The 15,059-nt window shown below is 66.9% G+C and carries 21 protein-coding genes; 9 read left to right on the forward strand and 12 right to left on the reverse strand.

Annotation, left to right across the window (positions count from 1 at the left end; genetic code table 11):
* Nucleotides 1–22 precede the first annotated feature (22 nt).
* The 5 genes from GC106_RS30275 to hisS form a co-directional block, all read right to left on the reverse strand.
* The gene (locus GC106_RS30275) at nt 23–919 is read right to left on the reverse strand and encodes a TIGR04222 domain-containing membrane protein (protein ID WP_173137674.1); all 897 of its coding nucleotides are present in this window, start codon (nt 917–919) and stop codon (nt 23–25) included.
* Between the two features lie 69 nt (nt 920–988).
* On the reverse strand, nt 989–1,777 hold the full coding sequence (locus GC106_RS30280) for a TIGR04222 domain-containing membrane protein (RefSeq protein WP_173137676.1): 789 nt from the start codon (nt 1,775–1,777) through the stop codon (nt 989–991).
* A 116-nt stretch (nt 1,778–1,893) separates the two neighbouring features.
* Nucleotides 1,894–2,334, reverse strand: a complete 441-nt coding sequence (gene msrB, locus GC106_RS30285; RefSeq protein ID WP_173137678.1) for a peptide-methionine (R)-S-oxide reductase MsrB — start codon at nt 2,332–2,334, stop codon at nt 1,894–1,896.
* Nucleotides 2,335–2,340: 6 nt separating this feature from the next.
* Nucleotides 2,341–2,646 carry a hypothetical protein gene (locus tag GC106_RS30290; RefSeq protein ID WP_173137680.1) on the reverse strand — a complete coding sequence of 102 codons (306 nt, stop codon included), beginning with the start codon at nt 2,644–2,646 and terminating at the stop codon, nt 2,341–2,343.
* 17 nt (nt 2,647–2,663) lie between these two features.
* A complete protein-coding gene (gene hisS / locus GC106_RS30295; protein ID WP_173137835.1) occupies nt 2,664–3,926 on the reverse strand; it encodes a histidine--tRNA ligase in 1,263 nt (420 codons plus the stop codon).
* An 85-nt stretch (nt 3,927–4,011) separates the two neighbouring features.
* Between hisS and ligD the strand changes: the two genes are divergently transcribed.
* A complete protein-coding gene (ligD, locus tag GC106_RS30300; protein ID WP_173137682.1) occupies nt 4,012–5,019 on the forward strand; it encodes a non-homologous end-joining DNA ligase in 1,008 nt (335 codons plus the stop codon).
* A 19-nt stretch (nt 5,020–5,038) separates the two neighbouring features.
* On the opposite strand, the gene GC106_RS30305 is transcribed toward ligD, so the two are convergent.
* The gene (locus tag GC106_RS30305) at nt 5,039–5,299 is read right to left on the reverse strand and encodes a metallothionein (protein ID WP_173137837.1); all 261 of its coding nucleotides are present in this window, start codon (nt 5,297–5,299) and stop codon (nt 5,039–5,041) included.
* Between the two features lie 275 nt (nt 5,300–5,574).
* Here GC106_RS30305 and GC106_RS30310 point away from each other — a divergent pair, with 275 nt between their 5' ends.
* Nucleotides 5,575–6,564, forward strand: a complete 990-nt coding sequence (locus GC106_RS30310) for an ABC transporter substrate-binding protein (protein ID WP_173137684.1) — start codon at nt 5,575–5,577, stop codon at nt 6,562–6,564.
* Nucleotides 6,565–6,607: 43 nt separating this feature from the next.
* On the opposite strand, the gene GC106_RS30315 is transcribed toward GC106_RS30310, so the two are convergent.
* Together GC106_RS30315 and GC106_RS30320 are read right to left on the reverse strand one after the other, a co-directional pair.
* Nucleotides 6,608–7,345: a class I SAM-dependent methyltransferase gene (locus GC106_RS30315; protein WP_173137686.1), complete on the reverse strand. Its 738-nt coding sequence runs from the start codon at nt 7,343–7,345 to the stop codon at nt 6,608–6,610.
* An 80-nt stretch (nt 7,346–7,425) separates the two neighbouring features.
* Nucleotides 7,426–8,415 (reverse strand): PHP domain-containing protein, encoded by a 990-nt coding sequence (locus GC106_RS30320; protein WP_173137688.1) that lies wholly within the window; start codon nt 8,413–8,415, stop codon nt 7,426–7,428.
* A gap of 57 nt (nt 8,416–8,472) precedes the next feature.
* Between GC106_RS30320 and GC106_RS30325 the strand changes: the two genes are divergently transcribed.
* Together GC106_RS30325 and GC106_RS30330 are read left to right on the forward strand one after the other, a co-directional pair.
* Complete coding sequence (locus GC106_RS30325) at nt 8,473–8,673, forward strand: DUF8847 domain-containing protein (RefSeq protein WP_173137690.1); 201 nt, start codon at nt 8,473–8,475, stop codon at nt 8,671–8,673.
* Between the two features lie 5 nt (nt 8,674–8,678).
* Nucleotides 8,679–9,293 (forward strand): DUF6319 family protein, encoded by a 615-nt coding sequence (locus GC106_RS30330; protein ID WP_173137692.1) that lies wholly within the window; start codon nt 8,679–8,681, stop codon nt 9,291–9,293.
* Here the strand turns inward: GC106_RS30330 and GC106_RS30335 are convergent.
* The 3 genes from GC106_RS30335 to GC106_RS30345 form a co-directional block, all read right to left on the reverse strand.
* Complete coding sequence (locus tag GC106_RS30335; RefSeq protein ID WP_173137694.1) at nt 9,290–9,448, reverse strand: DUF397 domain-containing protein; 159 nt, start codon at nt 9,446–9,448, stop codon at nt 9,290–9,292. The genes GC106_RS30330 and GC106_RS30335 overlap by 4 nt on opposite strands.
* Nucleotides 9,449–9,612: 164 nt before the next feature.
* Nucleotides 9,613–9,771 (reverse strand): DUF397 domain-containing protein, encoded by a 159-nt coding sequence (locus GC106_RS30340; protein WP_173137696.1) that lies wholly within the window; start codon nt 9,769–9,771, stop codon nt 9,613–9,615.
* Nucleotides 9,768–10,007, reverse strand: a complete 240-nt coding sequence (locus GC106_RS30345; protein ID WP_173137698.1) for a Scr1 family TA system antitoxin-like transcriptional regulator — start codon at nt 10,005–10,007, stop codon at nt 9,768–9,770. The genes GC106_RS30340 and GC106_RS30345 overlap by 4 nt, the downstream gene beginning before the upstream one ends.
* A gap of 59 nt (nt 10,008–10,066) precedes the next feature.
* On the opposite strand from GC106_RS30345, the gene GC106_RS30350 reads away from it, so the two are divergent.
* The 5 genes from GC106_RS30350 (at nt 10,067) to GC106_RS30370 (ending at nt 14,044) form a co-directional block, all read left to right on the forward strand.
* The gene (locus tag GC106_RS30350) at nt 10,067–10,384 is read left to right on the forward strand and encodes a PQQ-binding-like beta-propeller repeat protein (protein WP_173137700.1); all 318 of its coding nucleotides are present in this window, start codon (nt 10,067–10,069) and stop codon (nt 10,382–10,384) included.
* The gene (locus GC106_RS30355; RefSeq protein ID WP_173137702.1) at nt 10,357–11,034 is read left to right on the forward strand and encodes a hypothetical protein; all 678 of its coding nucleotides are present in this window, start codon (nt 10,357–10,359) and stop codon (nt 11,032–11,034) included. The genes GC106_RS30350 and GC106_RS30355 overlap by 28 nt, the downstream gene beginning before the upstream one ends.
* Before the next feature lie 311 nt (nt 11,035–11,345).
* The gene (locus GC106_RS30360; RefSeq protein ID WP_173137704.1) at nt 11,346–11,777 is read left to right on the forward strand and encodes a hypothetical protein; all 432 of its coding nucleotides are present in this window, start codon (nt 11,346–11,348) and stop codon (nt 11,775–11,777) included.
* Nucleotides 11,774–12,415: a DUF3558 family protein gene (locus tag GC106_RS30365; RefSeq protein ID WP_173137706.1), complete on the forward strand. Its 642-nt coding sequence runs from the start codon at nt 11,774–11,776 to the stop codon at nt 12,413–12,415. The genes GC106_RS30360 and GC106_RS30365 overlap by 4 nt, the downstream gene beginning before the upstream one ends.
* Before the next feature lie 6 nt (nt 12,416–12,421).
* Nucleotides 12,422–14,044, forward strand: coding sequence for a PPE domain-containing protein (locus GC106_RS30370; RefSeq protein WP_173137708.1), 1,623 nt, complete (start codon nt 12,422–12,424; stop codon nt 14,042–14,044).
* Here the strand turns inward: GC106_RS30370 and GC106_RS30375 are convergent.
* Entirely contained in the window at nt 14,041–14,955 is a 915-nt protein-coding gene (locus tag GC106_RS30375; RefSeq protein ID WP_173137710.1) for an EamA family transporter, read from the reverse strand. The genes GC106_RS30370 and GC106_RS30375 overlap by 4 nt on opposite strands.
* Nucleotides 14,956–15,059: the final 104 nt, after the last annotated feature.

Here is a 15,059-nt window from a genome sequence, read left to right on the forward strand (position 1 = left end):
CGCGACTCCCCGCGCATCATGGCTACGATCCTCCTCCGCCGCATCCACCGCCGCCACCACCGCAGCTGCTGCTGCTCCCGCTGCTGCTGCCACTGGAACAGCTGCTGCCGCCACTCCAGCCGATCCCCGCGGCGGCACCTGTCGAGACCGTGGATCCGTTGTCGTACGACCTCAGCCCGACGCGTGACTCGCGGAACGACGCCGAGATCGTCACATCCGGGTACGCCCGCAGCCCGTGCCTGGCCACCGCGTCGACCGCGCGCTCGGACCGTTCGCCCCGGGACGGGTCACGCAGGGCTCGCATGCCCGCACCGGTCGGCCCGGCCTTGATCGGCCGCAACGCGAAGACGATCGTCACGAGCGTCAGGATGAGCAGCATGCTCAGGTACCCGACCGGGAACCCGAGGTTGACCCCGTTGATCCAGCGGGCGATGCCGATCACCGCCAGCACGAACAGCGGAAGTGCGGCGAGAGCGGCCCTGCCACGGGTGCCGCCGTCGAAAAGCAGGCCACGGCGCACAAGGTCGTCGCGGACCTGGTCGTAGTCGGGCAGCTTGTTCAGCGTGGCGAGGTGGTAATGCAGGGGACGGCCCGGCCGGCCGGCGACCCGCGAGACGAGCCGGTCCTCCAGCGTGGACTCCGGCACGAACCCGCTGTCCGCGACCGGGTACAGCAGTCCGTTGCGCTGCACGCGGATCACGTTGCGCTCCACCAGATCCGCCAATGTCGACTCGACCATCCGCGGCCAGCCGCCCGCCAGATACGCCGTCTCGTCGGCGGTCAGCGGCTCGTGCTGCGCGGCCAGCGGTGCCGACCGGGCCCGCTTGCGCAGCACCAGCGTCGCGACGCACGCGATCACGAAGCCGATGGCGTACAACACGATGAAGTCCGGACCCGAAAGGCCCCAAGGGTTCTGCATGACTTTGTCCCCTCTGTGTACGGATCGGCCCGGGGACGCGCGGTTCCCGGGCCGATCCACCTCCCCCTGCTACCCCCTGCGGCTGCCCTCCGTGGCACAGCCGCTGTCACCCCCCGGTGACGCACCCCTCCGGCCCGACAACGACTCCCGGATCATCTCGTCCGGGTGGCTGGTGAACCCACCGGCCGCCACCAGCTCGGCCGGTGCGCTCACCCTCGCCCTCCCCACGGCATTGGCCCCCTCGAACGTCCTCGCGCAGACCCCCTGCCGGTACAGCGCGTAGGCGATCAGCCCGGTCGCGGCCAGCGCCGCGGTCAACCCGCCGGCCGGCTGGCCGGAGGCGATCGCGTCCAGCCACCGGACCACACCGATGGTGAACACCGCGACCACCGGAACCATCCCGATGGCCTTGCGGCGCCTGGCCAGCTCGCCGTCCACCAGATACCCCGCGCCGACCAGGCGCGCGGCCACCTCGCCGACCGCGTCGCTCGCGGCCAGCCGGTGCGTGAGCATCACGATCGACCGGCGCCCGTGCCGTGCCACGTCGGCCATCACGGTGCGCTCGACCGGGTTCGTCCCTCCCGACGACCTGTCCGCGACCTCGAGATATCCGTCGCGGGACGCGCGCAGCCGGCCGGCGTCGACCAGCTGCGCGACCGCGGCCTCAACCACTCGCCGCGGACCCCCGGTCAGGCACGCCAGCTCCTGGGCCGACAGTGCCTGGACGGGCGCGGTTGTGGCGGCCGCACCCGAACGAGTGAGAATGCGAACTGCGAACACGAACAGCAAAGCCATCGAAAACCCGAGCAGATAAATACCGACGAACGTCGGCCCGGGTATTCCCCACGTGTCTTCCATGATCTTCCCCCTCTCCCCTTCGAGAGCCGGAAATCAAGTGGAGACACCACTTTCTTCCTGCCGGGGGCACCCGGCAAGACACCTTGATAAAGATTTAGGGTTGTGTTGGGGGTAACTTAGGATTGCTCGTCCGCGCCGTCGTCCGGGCGCAGCGTCAGCGAGATGCTGTTGATGCAGTACCGCTGGTCAGTCGGGGTGGGGAAGCCCTCGCCCTCGAACACGTGGCCCAGGTGGCTGTGGCACGTCGCACACAGCACTTCGGTCCGGCTCATGCCGAGACTGCGGTCCTCGCGGAGGATGACGCTGTCACCGGCGAGCGGTGAGAAGAACGACGGCCATCCGCAATGCGATTCGAATTTCGTCGAACTGCGGAAAAGCTCCGCGCCGCACGCACGGCACGCGTACACGCCGACAGTCTTCGTGTCGGTGTATTCACCGGTGAAGGCACGCTCGGTCCCTGCCTCGCGGAGCACGTGGTACTCCTCGGCGGTCAGCTGCTCGCGCCACTCCTGGTCGGACTTGACCACACGTGGCGTGACACCGGTAACGGGCTTCATGGACACCTAGCCTCCGAAGGTGGACAGGATGAACACCAAGGCGTCCCACACCGCGACGACCACCCCGATCAGGATCAGTCCGATCAGGATCAGCGCGGTCATCCGGTGGTGGCCGCCGAGGCGGTTCGCCGAGTCCGCGAAGTCCGAGATCCCGCCGATGTATCCCTCCACGGTGTATCCCGACCGGCTGGTCTCGATCCGCTCGAGATGGGCCGCGAACTCCCGGACCTCGGGATCATGCGGGTCAAGGCCTTCAAGGTCCTCGCGAAACCGCTGTGACGCGGGCTCATCAGGGGACGCGTTCACTGCCATGTCAACACCGTAACCGGTCAGCCTGATTCCCGGCTCCCCAAAACCCGCTCATCAGCCACCGTGTCCGCCTTCACGTGGACGAAGGACGTGTAGCCCCACTCCTCCAGCCTGCCCAGCTGCGCGCCGAACTTGCCGCGCCGCTTGATCGCCGTGACCTGCCGTCCTTCCGCGCGCAGCTGCCGGGCGACGGCCAGCACCTGCGCCGGGGCGACGTCGGCCTCGTGCAGCACGGCGACAGCGTCCGTGCGCGGAGCGTCGTCGAGCAGGTTCACGATCCGCTCGAAACCGATGGAGAACCCACAGGCGGGCACGTCCTTGCCCAGCGAACGGCCGATCAGCTTGTCGTACCTGCCGCCGCCGGCCACCGACGAACTCGTGCCGGGGTGGCTGATCTCGAAGATCTGCCCGGTGTAGTAGCCCATGCCGCGCACCAGCGTCGGATCGAACTCCCAGCCCAGTTCCCGGCTCGTGGCCAGCTCCGCCAGTGCCGTCGTGGTCGCCGCCAGGTCCTGGGCGACGTCCTCGGGCAGGGTGGGCACCGCGTCGGTCAGCTGGTCGGCCAGCTTGGCCGGATCCAGGCCCTGCAACGCCGTGATCGCCGTCTGCACACCGTCGGCCTGTGCCTCGCTGAACCCGGCGCGCTCGGTGAGCTCCTTGCGCACGCCGTCCCAGCCGATCTTGTCCAGCTTGTCCAGCGTGATGAAGAACGAGCCCTGCGCCTCGGGCGCGACGCCCGCGCCCTCGGCCAGCGCCGACAGGAACCGGCGGTCCGACAGGCGCACCGTGGTGCCGGGCAGGCCCGCGGCCGCCAGCGCCTCGGTCGTCGCCTCGATCAGCTCGGCCTCCGCGAGCACCGACTCCTCACCGATCAGGTCGATGTCGCACTGGTTGAACTGGCGGTACCGGTCCTTCTGCGGCCGCTCGGCGCGCCACACCGGCCCGAACTGGAACGACCGGAACGGAGTCGGCAGCGTGGCGTGGTTGTTGCCGTAGAACCGCGTCAGCGGGACCGTCAGGTCGAACCGCAGGCCGAGGTCGGCCAGTTCGTCGACGCTCTCCGGCAGCTCGGTCAGGCCGCGGCGGAGGATCTTGAAGATCAGCTTCTCGTTCTCGCCGCCCTGGCCGCCGGTCAGCCGCGCGATGTCCTCGATCGCCGGGGTCTCGATGCGCTGGTAGCCGTACCGGTGGTAGACCTCGGTGATCCGGGCCAGGACGTGGTCGCGCACGGCGACAGTCGCGGGCAGCAGGTCACGAGTGCCCCTGGCGGGGCTGTTGTCCATCTTCACCGGGCGTCCTCGGGCGTGTCGGATAGGTGCTCCCAAACTACCCGCCACGTGCGAACGCTTTTACCCCTAGGGTTGCCGTATGGCTTCGAAGGCGATCGAGCTGACGGTCGGTGAGCGCACCGTGCGCGTGTCCAATCCGGACAAGGTGTACTTCCCGGAGCGCGGGATCACCAAGCGCCAGGTGGTCGAGTACTACGTCTCGGTGGCCGAGCCGTTGCTGAAAGTGTTGCGGGACAGGCCGACGACCTTGAAACGCTACGTCGACGGGGTCACCGGCGAGGCGTTCTACCAGAAGCGCGTGCCCAAGGGCGCGCCGGACTGGGTCGAGACCGCCACCATCAAGTTCCCGTCCGGCCGTACCGCGGACGAGGTGTGCCCCACTGAGATCGCGGTCATCCCGTGGGCGTCCAACCTCGGCACCTTCGACTTCCACCCGTGGCCCGTGCGCCGGCCCGGCGTGGACCACCCGGACGAGCTGCGCGTCGACCTGGACCCGCAACCGGGCACGGATTTCTCCGACGCCGTCCGGGTCGCCGGCGTGTTGCGGGAAGTGCTGGCGGACAACGGGTTGACCGGCTACCCGAAGACGTCCGGCGGCCGTGGCATCCACGTGCTGGTCCGGATCCGGCCGGAGTGGGACTTCATCGACGTGCGGCACGCGGTGATCGGGCTGGCCCGTGAGGTCGAGCGGCGGATCCCCTCGCTGGCGACCACCGCCTGGTGGAAGGAGGAACGCGGCGAGCGCGTGTTCCTGGACTTCAACCAGGCCGCACGGGACCGGACGATCGCGTCGGCCTGGTCGGTGCGCGGCACGCCGCGCGCGACCGTGTCGATGCCGTTGACGTGGGACCAGCTGTCCGATGTGGATCCCGACGACTTCGACATCTTCACCGTGCCGGAGCTGCTGGCGTCCCAAGGCGACGCGCACGCCGACATCGACTCGCGGGCGTTCGGGATCGAGTCGCTGCTCGAGCTCTACGCCGGCGACGACCGCGGCGAAATGCCGTACCCGCCGGACTACCCGAAAATGCCGGGCGAACCGAAGCGTGTGCAGCCTTCCCGAGCCCGGCCGGACGTCGAGTCGTAGCGCCTGACACGCGGTCGTGCTAGCCAGGTAGGGCGCCGACCGTGTCCCTGATCTGAGTACCCAGGCTGCTGGATCCCTGCCGTGCGCAGTGCGCGCAGCAGAAGAACCGGCCCTCGACTTCGACACCGTGGCCGAGAATCCGGCATTCGCAGTGCTCACACCGGGGTGCCAGCTTCTGGATCGCGCACTCGAAACTGTCGAACGTGTGGACGTCGCCGGTGACGGTCCGGACTTCGAACGTCATCCAGTACTCGTTGCCGCACACGTCGCACTTCGCCATCTCATGCATGGTCCGAGCGTGCGCGCCGCCGCTGTGGTCGGCAACTCGAGACCGGTCGAACGATTCCGCGGCACAACAATTGTTTGATCAACCACATAGGAAATGTTATATACCGTCGGACTTTATATCATTTCCGTTGTGTGGGCGGCCCACTCTCGGTGGCGAGGTCTACTGCATTTGGCGGCTTTCACTGCAAACGTGTGCCGCTACTCTTCGGCGCTACTTGAACGGTGCGGTGCTGCGCTGATGAATTCACTTGAGAGGACACACTCCACATGCGTCGGAGAAAACTTGCGGTCGCCGGTCTCGTCATGGTGATGACGGCGGCGGCCGGGGGTTGCGGTGCGTTCGGTCAATCCGCTGAATCGTCGCAGGGTGCGGGTGGTGGCGGACTGGAGAAGACCACCATCAAGGTGGCCGAACTCAAGATCATCGACGCCGCGCCGATCCACCTGGCGATCGACAACGGCCATTTCAAGGCCGAAGGGCTGAACGTCGAGCTGTCGATGGGCGGCAAGGGCTCGGTGAACATCGACAACGTCGTCGGCGGATCGGTCGACATCGGCCTGAGCAGCTATCCGCCCGCGATCATGCCGGTAGCCAAGAAGGTGGCCGAGCTGAAAGTGGTCGCCGACGCGGTCAGCACCACCGAGAACCTCTTCATGCTGGTGGTCAAGAAGGACGGCGCCATCAGGACCGTGAAGGACCTGGTCGGCCGGAAGATCGCGGTCAGCTCCCAGGGCGGCATCGGTGAACTGGCGCTGCGCACCCAGCTGAAGATCAACGGCGTCGAGATCACCAAGGAGCAGTACATCTCGATGCCGTTCCCCGACATGCCCGGCGCGCTGGAGCGCGACGACGTGCAGGCCGCGATCATGAACGAGCCGTTCCTGACGCAGACCCTGCAGAACTCGGGCGTGGCCAAGCTGTTGTCGCCCTTCAGCGGTTCCACCGCCGACTTCCCGACGTCCGGCTGGATCGCGACGAAGAAGTTCGTCGAGGCCAACCCGAAGACGGTGGCGGCGTTCCAGCGCGCCATGGCCAAGGCGGTGGCCGACGCCCAGCAACGCGGCGTCGTGGAGGCCGCGGTGACGAAGTACGTTGGTGTGCCGCCGAACGTGGCTTCGCTGATGACGATGCCGACGTTCCCGTCGAGCACGGACGCGAACCGGTTCCAGCGGGTCGTCGACCTGATGATCGAGACCGGCGAGCTCAAGGCGGAGCAGCGGGTCGACATGCGCACGATGGTGATCGACTCGAAGTGACGCCGCCTGGCCGGGGAGCGGATCGCTCCCCGGCTTTCCCGCGTCAGCCCAGGCGATGCGTGCGGTACATGGTGGCGACGAACGGCACACCGAGCGTCGGCGTGCCGCGTTGCTCAGCCTGTTCGGCCAAGTGGTCGTGCAGCTTGCCGAGCAGCGGTTCGCGCTCCGCGTCGGACAGGGAGATGATGGCGCTGTAAGTGCTGTGCATGGCGCAGATCTCCTGCGGAGTCATCTCCCGCTCGTAGCCGACGACGTGTTTCTCGACCGGCGTGAAAGGCAAATCCGGCGGCAGTTCCAGTTGGTGCACCGGACGCGCCGGGTTGTGCGCGGACAGAATCACTTCCTGCACTTCGTCGAGCCACAGGCCGCTGGGACCGCGATCGTGCCAGGAAACGCCGAGAACGCCGCCGGGTTTCAGGCACCGGGCGGCTTCGGCGCCCGCTTTCCCGGGATCGAACCAATGCCACGCGTTGCTCGTCAGCACGGCGTCGGCGTAAGCCGTCGGAACCGGCAGATCCTCGGAGCTGCCGACCCGCACGGAGGCGTCGGGAAACCTTTCCCGCAGCCACGCGCACATGTGCTCATCAGGGTCGATCGCGATCACCTCGGGAACCCGGCCGAGCAATATCCGCGTCAGATGCCCGGTACCCGCGCCGACGTCGACCACGACGCCGCAATCCGCGGGCAGCAACCAATTCGCGGCCAGTTCGGGGACAGCGGGGCGATGCTGGTCGTAGTGCGCGGGATCGACACCGAAAACCAATCCGGGCTGAGCCGTCATCTCGGTAATCCTCCAGTCGGTGCGAAAAGCACACCGAGGCTATCGGTGACGTTTCACCGCGGATACGGCCGATTGCCGTATTAACCGACCGGATTGGACCTCGCGTTGATGACCCGGTCGACGGGAACATCGCACGCCTCGGCCCGTTCACAGCCGTGCGGCAGCCAGTCGAGCTGGCCGGGCGCGTGCGCGTCGCTGTCGATCGCGAAGTCACAGCCGATCTCGACGGCGAGCCGCAGCAGCCGCAACGGTGGATCGAGGCGTTCCGGCCGTGAGTTGATCTCCACCGCGACACCGTTGTCCCGGCAGGCCTCGAACACGGCCTTGGCGTCGAACGTGGATTCCGGCCGGTCCCGTTTCGCGGTGCGCATCCGGCCGGTGCAGTGACCGAGGATGGTGACGTGCGGGTTGCTGACCGCCTTGATCATGCGCCGGGTCATCTCGAAGGACGGCATGCGCAGTTTGGAGTGCACGCTGGCCACGACGATGTCCAGCTGTGCCAGCAGCTCCTCGTCCTGGTCGAGGCTGCCGTCGAGCAGGATGTCGACCTCGATGCCGGTCAGGATGCGGAACGGCTTGAGCTCCTCGTTCAGCTCGGCGACCACGTCGAGCTGCCTGCGCAGGCGTTCGGCGGAGAGGCCGTTGGCGACAGTCAGGCGAGGGGAGTGGTCGGTCAGCGCCATCCACTCGTGGCCGAGATCCCGTGCGGCCTCGGCCATCTCCCGGATGGTGCTGCCGCCGTCGGACCACTCGGAATGCGTGTGGCAGTCGCCCTTCAGCGCGGCACGCATGGCGTGCCCGCCGGCGACCGGCAGCTTGGCCTCTTCGATGAGCTTGCTCAGGTACTCGGGTTCGCGGCCCGTGACGGCGTCGCTGATGACACCGGCGGTCGCCTTGCCGATGCCCGGCAGTTGCGTGAGCGTGCCTCGTTTGGCGCGGACCTGGACTTCCTCCGCCGGCAGGCCGTCCACGATGGCGGCGGCCTTGCGGAAAGCCTGCACCTTGAACGTGGCCTCGCCCCGGCGCTCGAGGTAGAAGCCGATCAGACGAAGTGCCTTCGCGGGATCCATGCGTTCATCATCGTCCTTAGTACGATGGATCGAGTGCACATGGTGGAGGGAGAGCCGATGTCGCAGGATTATCTCGTGCGGTACGTCGGCGGACCGCTGGACGGGCGCGTGGACACGTTGTCGGAGTTGCCCGCGACCCTGAAGGAGACGGTCACGCACGTCCACCTGCACGGCGGCCCGAAGATCGTGCACCACTACGACCTGCACTACGCGGTCGAGTACGGCTGCGAGTACCGGTTGCGCGGTGGTGCAGAGTAAGGAGCATGCTCTCCGACAACGACATCACCCAGCTGCGTGACGCACTGAAGGCAGGCAAGGCCCCGACAGTGTGGTTCACCGGCCGCGCGGTAGGCGTGGACGCGGGAAAATCAGGCAAAGTGGTGTCGTTCGCCTCGCCGGAGGAGGGCGACTTCATCGAAGTGAAGCCGACGGGCTCGCAGGACACCTTGTCCTTCGCCAAAGCGGAACTGACGCTCAACCGCCCGAAACAGCGCCCGGCCGCGAAGAAACCCCCCGCCGCTGCCGCCGAGCCAGCCCCGGTGGTCGAGGAGATCTACCAGCCCGCTCCCGCCGTGACGGAGAAGAAGAAGGCGGCGCCGCGACGCAGGACGGTGCCGCCCGCCGAAGTGACGGTCACCCTGCACTCGACGCCGCGCGGTGACTGGACCGTGGACGTGGTGGTGGGGAAGAAGCGGAGCGTTCGTTCGATGCCCATCCCGGCTGCGGCGATCGCGAGGATCTCGAAGGAACTGCCGGACCAGGTGGAAACCGCCATCAGCGCGGTCATGGCCGCGGCCCGTCAGCAGCACGAGGAACGTATAGCGCTGCTTCAGGCGGAGTTGGACGCGGCGCGTCGCGCCCTGAACGAATTGGCCTAGACAGACCGGATGTGCGCGAGTAAGGAACGGACGTCCACGGTCAGTACCTCGGATGGGTTCTTGCTGTCGCGCACGTGCCGGAGATCCTGATTGACCTCGACACAGTCACCTTCCTGATGGCTCTGGCTGCTCTTGCGCCACGTTGACTCGGTCATGCTTTCTCCATTGCCGTGAGGACGTCTGCGATGTGCTCGGCGGATTGCTCAGGGCTCATCGCTACTCGGCGGATCTCGTCCGCCGCCTGCCAGCAGCACGAGGAACGTATAGCGCTGCTTCAGGCGGAGTTGGACGCGGCTCGCCGTGCCCTGAACGAATTGGCCTAGACAGACCGGATGTGCGCGAGTAAGGAACGGACGTCCACGGTCAGTACCTCGGATGGGTTCTTGCTGTCGCGCACGTGCCGGAGATCCTGGTTGACCTCGACACAGTCACTTTCCTGGTGGCTGTAACTACTCTTGCGCCACGCCTGCTCCGTCATGAGGATGCCTCCAGTGCGTTGAGAATCTCGGCAATCCGCTTCGCGGACTCATCGGGGCTCATCGCCTCTTGGCGAATCATGTCAGCCGCAGACTCGTAGGCGGTCACATCCGCCTCGTCCACCAGGAACACGCCGCTCCGATAGTGCTCCAGGTGGACGATGGCGGGTTGGATACCGAACCTGTAGAGAACGAACGGCCCGGCGAGACCTGGGTGCCATTTGCCCGTCAGACTCACCAATCTGCGTGCTCCTCGCCGTGGCGACGGCCGGCTGCGGCAGCGTGAAGGGAACGCCCGTGCCGCCTCCTGACAAGAACTCCTGGGCACTGACGCACAACGACATGCCCGCCTGGTACAACCTCGTGCACACGTGGACTCACCAGAACGCCCTGATCGTGGCAACCGACGGACAGGTCGCGAGCTATGACCGTGGCACCGGTGCGCGACAGTGGATCACCGAACCGCCCGGCGACGCGCCGGACGCGCCCTTGTTCTGCGGTGCGAGTCCCACCATCAGCGGCAAGAAGATCGCACTGGCCTACGGTTCGGCACGGAAAACCGATACGTCGACTGCACGCACGCGGCTGTGCTCGATGCAGGCACCGGCAAGCTGACGTGGCACACCAGGATCGGCGATCCGCGGGAAGGCATCAACGGGGCGCCCGGTGAGGCCTACCTGGACATCCATGGCGACCTGCTGCATGTCGGCTGGGACGCGTACCTGGCCGTTCATCGCATGTCCGATGGTGCGCAGCTGTCGAAGAACAAACTCAAGCATGACGGCTACAGCTGCGCCATCGTGTCCATGACCGGACGCCATCTCGCCGCGCAATGCCTTGGCCCGGACCTGCCCGACCTCAGCGTCGCGGCGGTCAGCCCGGAAGGCCGGCTTGTCAACGTCAAGGATCACAGCAAGGCGACCGCCGGCCTGTCGATTCTGTCCGGCCGTTTCGTCTCGACGTCTCCGCCCGTGCTTTGGGTGACGGACAACGAGGCGAAACCGGCGAGCGCCGAGTACCTGGTGCTCGACGCGGACTTCGCCGTCAAGCATCGAATCCCCGGCACCGCGGCCGATCTGGCGATGGATGCTCTCGGACCGGCGAACTCGGTCGGCGGTATCCGTCAGCACCGAGTACTGGTCGTCGGTCAGACGCTGGTGACGGTGACCGTTCCGTACTTCGGCAGAGTGAACAAGGTCGTCGCCTATGACCTGGTCACGGGTCAGCGTCGTTGGGAGTCTCAGCCGAGAACGCTCGCTTGGTAATTCCGCTGGTCGCGGATCGCGGCACTGTGGTGGTTGCGGCCGATGGCGGTGTTGTCCGCTTCAGCCTCGCCGATGGGACCGTCGCCTCGATCACCCGGTTGCCGGCCAACGGCGGTACCAGTGTGTTGCACAGTCGCTGTCCACAACGGCTTCAGCAAGGTCGTGCCGCTCATCTTTACTGTCGGCTGACCGCCTGTCCAGGTGATCTGGCAGGTCGCCGGAACCATCCCCGCTCCAATTCCGTCACAGCCAAGACGGGCCACGTCACCCCTTGATACCGTGGCTCGGGGAGGCTGGAACGAGGGGACGACATGTACGACGACCTTGGTGGTGGCGTCCGGTCGGGCATCGGCTCGGCTGACATCGGCAAGAGCATCGCCAGCATCGGCGCGAGCATGGGCGCGTTCGCCGGTATGGCGGCCAGTGGTGGCTTCGAGGTCAACGAGTCCGGCGGCCAGGCATTGCTCAATGCCATCAAGCGCATGCGCGAGTGGGCAACTGATCAGGAGTTGACGCTGGCAGACCTGGCGCAGCCGATGCCCTTGGGGTCCACCAGCACGGCCAAGATCATGGTGCCGTATCTGCAACAGGTGGCAGCGGACAACCAGGGTTTCCTGACACAGTTGGCCCAATTCCAGGAGTCCTTGCACAAGGCAGAAGAGGGCATCAACACCGCGATGGCGAACTATCGGGCCACCGAAGAGGCGAAAGCCGCTGCAATGCGCAAAATCGATCCTGTATGAAGTCCGATGTCGAGACCAGAAAGAGTTCTGGACCTGTGAAGCCTTCTTTCGTTCCTGTCGTCACAGCCATCTTGGCGGTCACTGTGAGTGCGGTTGGCTGCACCGCCGAAACGGGTGGATCACCAACGCCTGGCAACACGCAATCGACATCGGAGACGGCTCGCCCGACACTTCCGGGCGGAGGCGGCTCTTCCAGTTCGTTGCCTCCGACTAGCGGCGGAGGCGCTGGCAGGACCAGTCCGATCGAAAACACCGATCCCTGTGCGTTGCTTTCGGCAGCCGACAGGTCGACACTTTCGCTGAAAGATGGGGCGGTCACTGACGGATCGACCGATGTTGACAAAGGTTGTCGTTGGCACTCCTCGCAGCAGGGTGATCATTCCGTGCAGATCGATATCTACGCCGAGCTGGGTACAAAAGATGTTCAAGCGACCGGCGGAGTCAAGTCAATCGCGGACGTGGGTAAGCACAAAGCGGTTCAGTACAACTTCGGCACAACGTGCACGATAAGTCTGGCGATCACAGACTCGTCGCGGGTCGATGTTCGCGTTGGTGCAGCCGGTGACAACCAGAAGGCATGTGCGATGGTTCAGCAAGTGGCTCAATTGGTTGAGCCCAAATTGCCGGCCGGGAGTTGAGTGATCATGGCACCGAGGCATTCGCAGCCAGAGCAGAACCCCGCGATCCAGACGGCGTATCACCCGCCGAACTATCGGGGCGACACGCACGGCGTGGACATGCGGGGGCAGTCCGACTCCCGTGGCCAGGTGCAGGGGCAGGTCGAGCAGGACGTAGACCAGGAGATCGACCAGCAGAACTGGTGGAACAGGATTTTCTCCTCCCTCTCGCGCGAGAGCGAGGTGCAGGAGCGCACGAACCAGCAGATGGCGGACCAGGCGAAGGCGCTGACGCAGGGCGTGGAGACGCGGCCTGCGCCGCCGTTGCAGTGTGCCAACTACCAGCAGTACGACCACCAGGTCCTTGAATCCATGGTCAAGGAAGGTGTGAGTCCCAGCCGGGTCGGCGAGGTCGGAGCCAAATGGCTGGACGCCGGTAACCAGATGGTCCAGTTCCAGACGGACGTGGTGAACGCGATCACCAGCAGCGAGGCTGACTGGCGCGGTACGGCCGCCAACAACGCTCGCCAGTTCATGGTCGACGTCGGGAACTGGGTGGGCAAAGCGGGACAGAGCGCGCAGCTCGCGGGAACCCAGACGCAGCAGTACTCGGCGGCCTTGGAGACGGCGAAGAACTCCATGCCGCCGCCGGTCGACTTCGACGTCAACGCGGCGAACGCGGACCTGCAGCGGACGACGGACCCGTTCCAGTACATGTACAAGTACGTCGCCTACGAGGCCCAATACAACCAGCAGCAAGAAGCCAAGCAGCAAGCTGTTCAGGTCGTTGGCACGTACGACAGCACCTTGGGCGGCGCCAGCACCATGCCGGCCTTCGCGCCGCCGCCGACGATGACGGGCAGTAGCACGCCTCCGCCCACGCCGCCTCCGACACCGCCGCCCACCCCGCCGATTCCGCCGGGCTCGATTGATCCGCCGGGTCCTGGTGGTGGGCCGGGTGGTGGTCCTGGCGGGATCGGCGGTGGGCCGGGTGGCGGTCCCGGCGGCACCGGCGGTGGGTTCGGTGGTGGCACCGGTGGCGGTACTGGCGGCGGCGCGGGTGGCGGCGCCGGTATCGGTACGGGCACCGGCAGCGGGGTCGGCACGGGCAGGGGCCCTGGCAGTGGCACGTCCGGCCAAGGCTTCATCCCCAACCCCGGCGGCCGGGGCAACAACTTCGGCAACAACCAGACCGGATACGACTCCACGACCAGTGTGCCGCCTGGCCTCATGCCGGGCATGGGCCCCGGGTTCGGGCCGGGCGGTGGTAACCCCAACTACGGCGGTGGCAGTAACCGCGGGTTCGGGCCGGGCTCAGGCGGTGGCGGTGGTGGCTACGGCGGCACGGGCGCAGGCGCCGGTGGGACGGGCGCCGGCGCTGGGCGTGGTGGTTTCGGGCCCGGCGGCGGGTCGGCTGCTGGTGTCGGTGGTTACGCGGCCGAGCAGGCGGCCGCCGGCCGTGGTGGTGCTGCCGGCATGGCCGGTGCACGTGGTGGCGCCGGTATGGGCGGTATGCCGATGGGCGCCGCTGGACGCGGCCAAGGCGGGGAGGACGAGGAGCACCAGCGGCCCTCGTACCTCGTCGAGCCGGACCCGGACAGCATGTTCGGCACCGACGAGATGACCGCCCCGCCTGTCATCGGCGGTTAGACCTCGGGGCGGGCGCTGCCGCGTGTGGCGCCCGCCGAGGCCGCCACGACCGCGAACACCGCGACCCACTGCAGCATGTGCAGCGACTCCTGGAGCACGACGAGGCCGACGATGGCGGCCACCGCGGGCTCCAGGCTCATCAGGATTCCGAACACGCGCGGCGGGATCTTGCGCAGCGCTTCCAGTTCCAGCGAATACGGGATCACCGAGGACAACAGGGCCACGCCGATCCCGACGATGAGCACCCAGGGCTGGAACAGCGCGGTGCCGCTTTCCGCCGCACCGAAGGGCACAGCCACCAGAGCGGCGAACGCCATGCCGATGGCGAGACCGCTGCCTTCCGAGGTGTGACGGCCGAGCGCCGCGCTCAGCAGGATGTACGTGCCCCAGCACGCGGCCGCGGCGAGAGCGAACAGGAAACCGACGAGGTCGAGGTCGCCGCGGCCTTCCATCAGCAGCACGACTCCGCCCGCCGCCAGCAGCGCCCAGAACGCGTCGAGCCACCGCCGGGACCCTGCCAGTGCCACCGCGAGAGGGCCGAGGAATTCGACGGTCACCGCGATGCCCAGCGGGATGCGTTCCAACGCCAGGTAGAAGCACAGGTTCATGGTGCCGAGCACCACGCCGTAGCTCACCACGACCGTCCACGCGCGACGGTTCAACCGCAGTGACGGCCGCCACAACAGAACCAGGATCAGTGCGGCGAAGAACAGTCGCAGTGCGACAGTCCCGGTGCTGCCCACCACGCTGAAGAGGTTCTTGGCCAGTGCCGCGCCGATCTGCACGCTCACGATGCCGAGCAACACCTGCGCCGTGGGCGGGATCGCGCCCAGCGTCCGTCCTGCCAGCGTCATCAGGGTGAACCGGGGGAAGGAACCGCCTCCGGTGCGGTCGACGTGCATGGTGGCCATGCCCTGGATAGTGGGCGATCGGCCCTCGTCAAGTCATATCGTTTCCAGATTCTGGAACGACGGTACCAGTTGCCCACCCTCACGGGGTTCTCACGAACATCGTG

The sequence above is a fragment of the Kibdelosporangium persicum genome, assembly GCF_013280595.1.
Lineage (GTDB): Bacteria > Actinomycetota > Actinomycetes > Mycobacteriales > Pseudonocardiaceae > Kibdelosporangium > Kibdelosporangium persicum.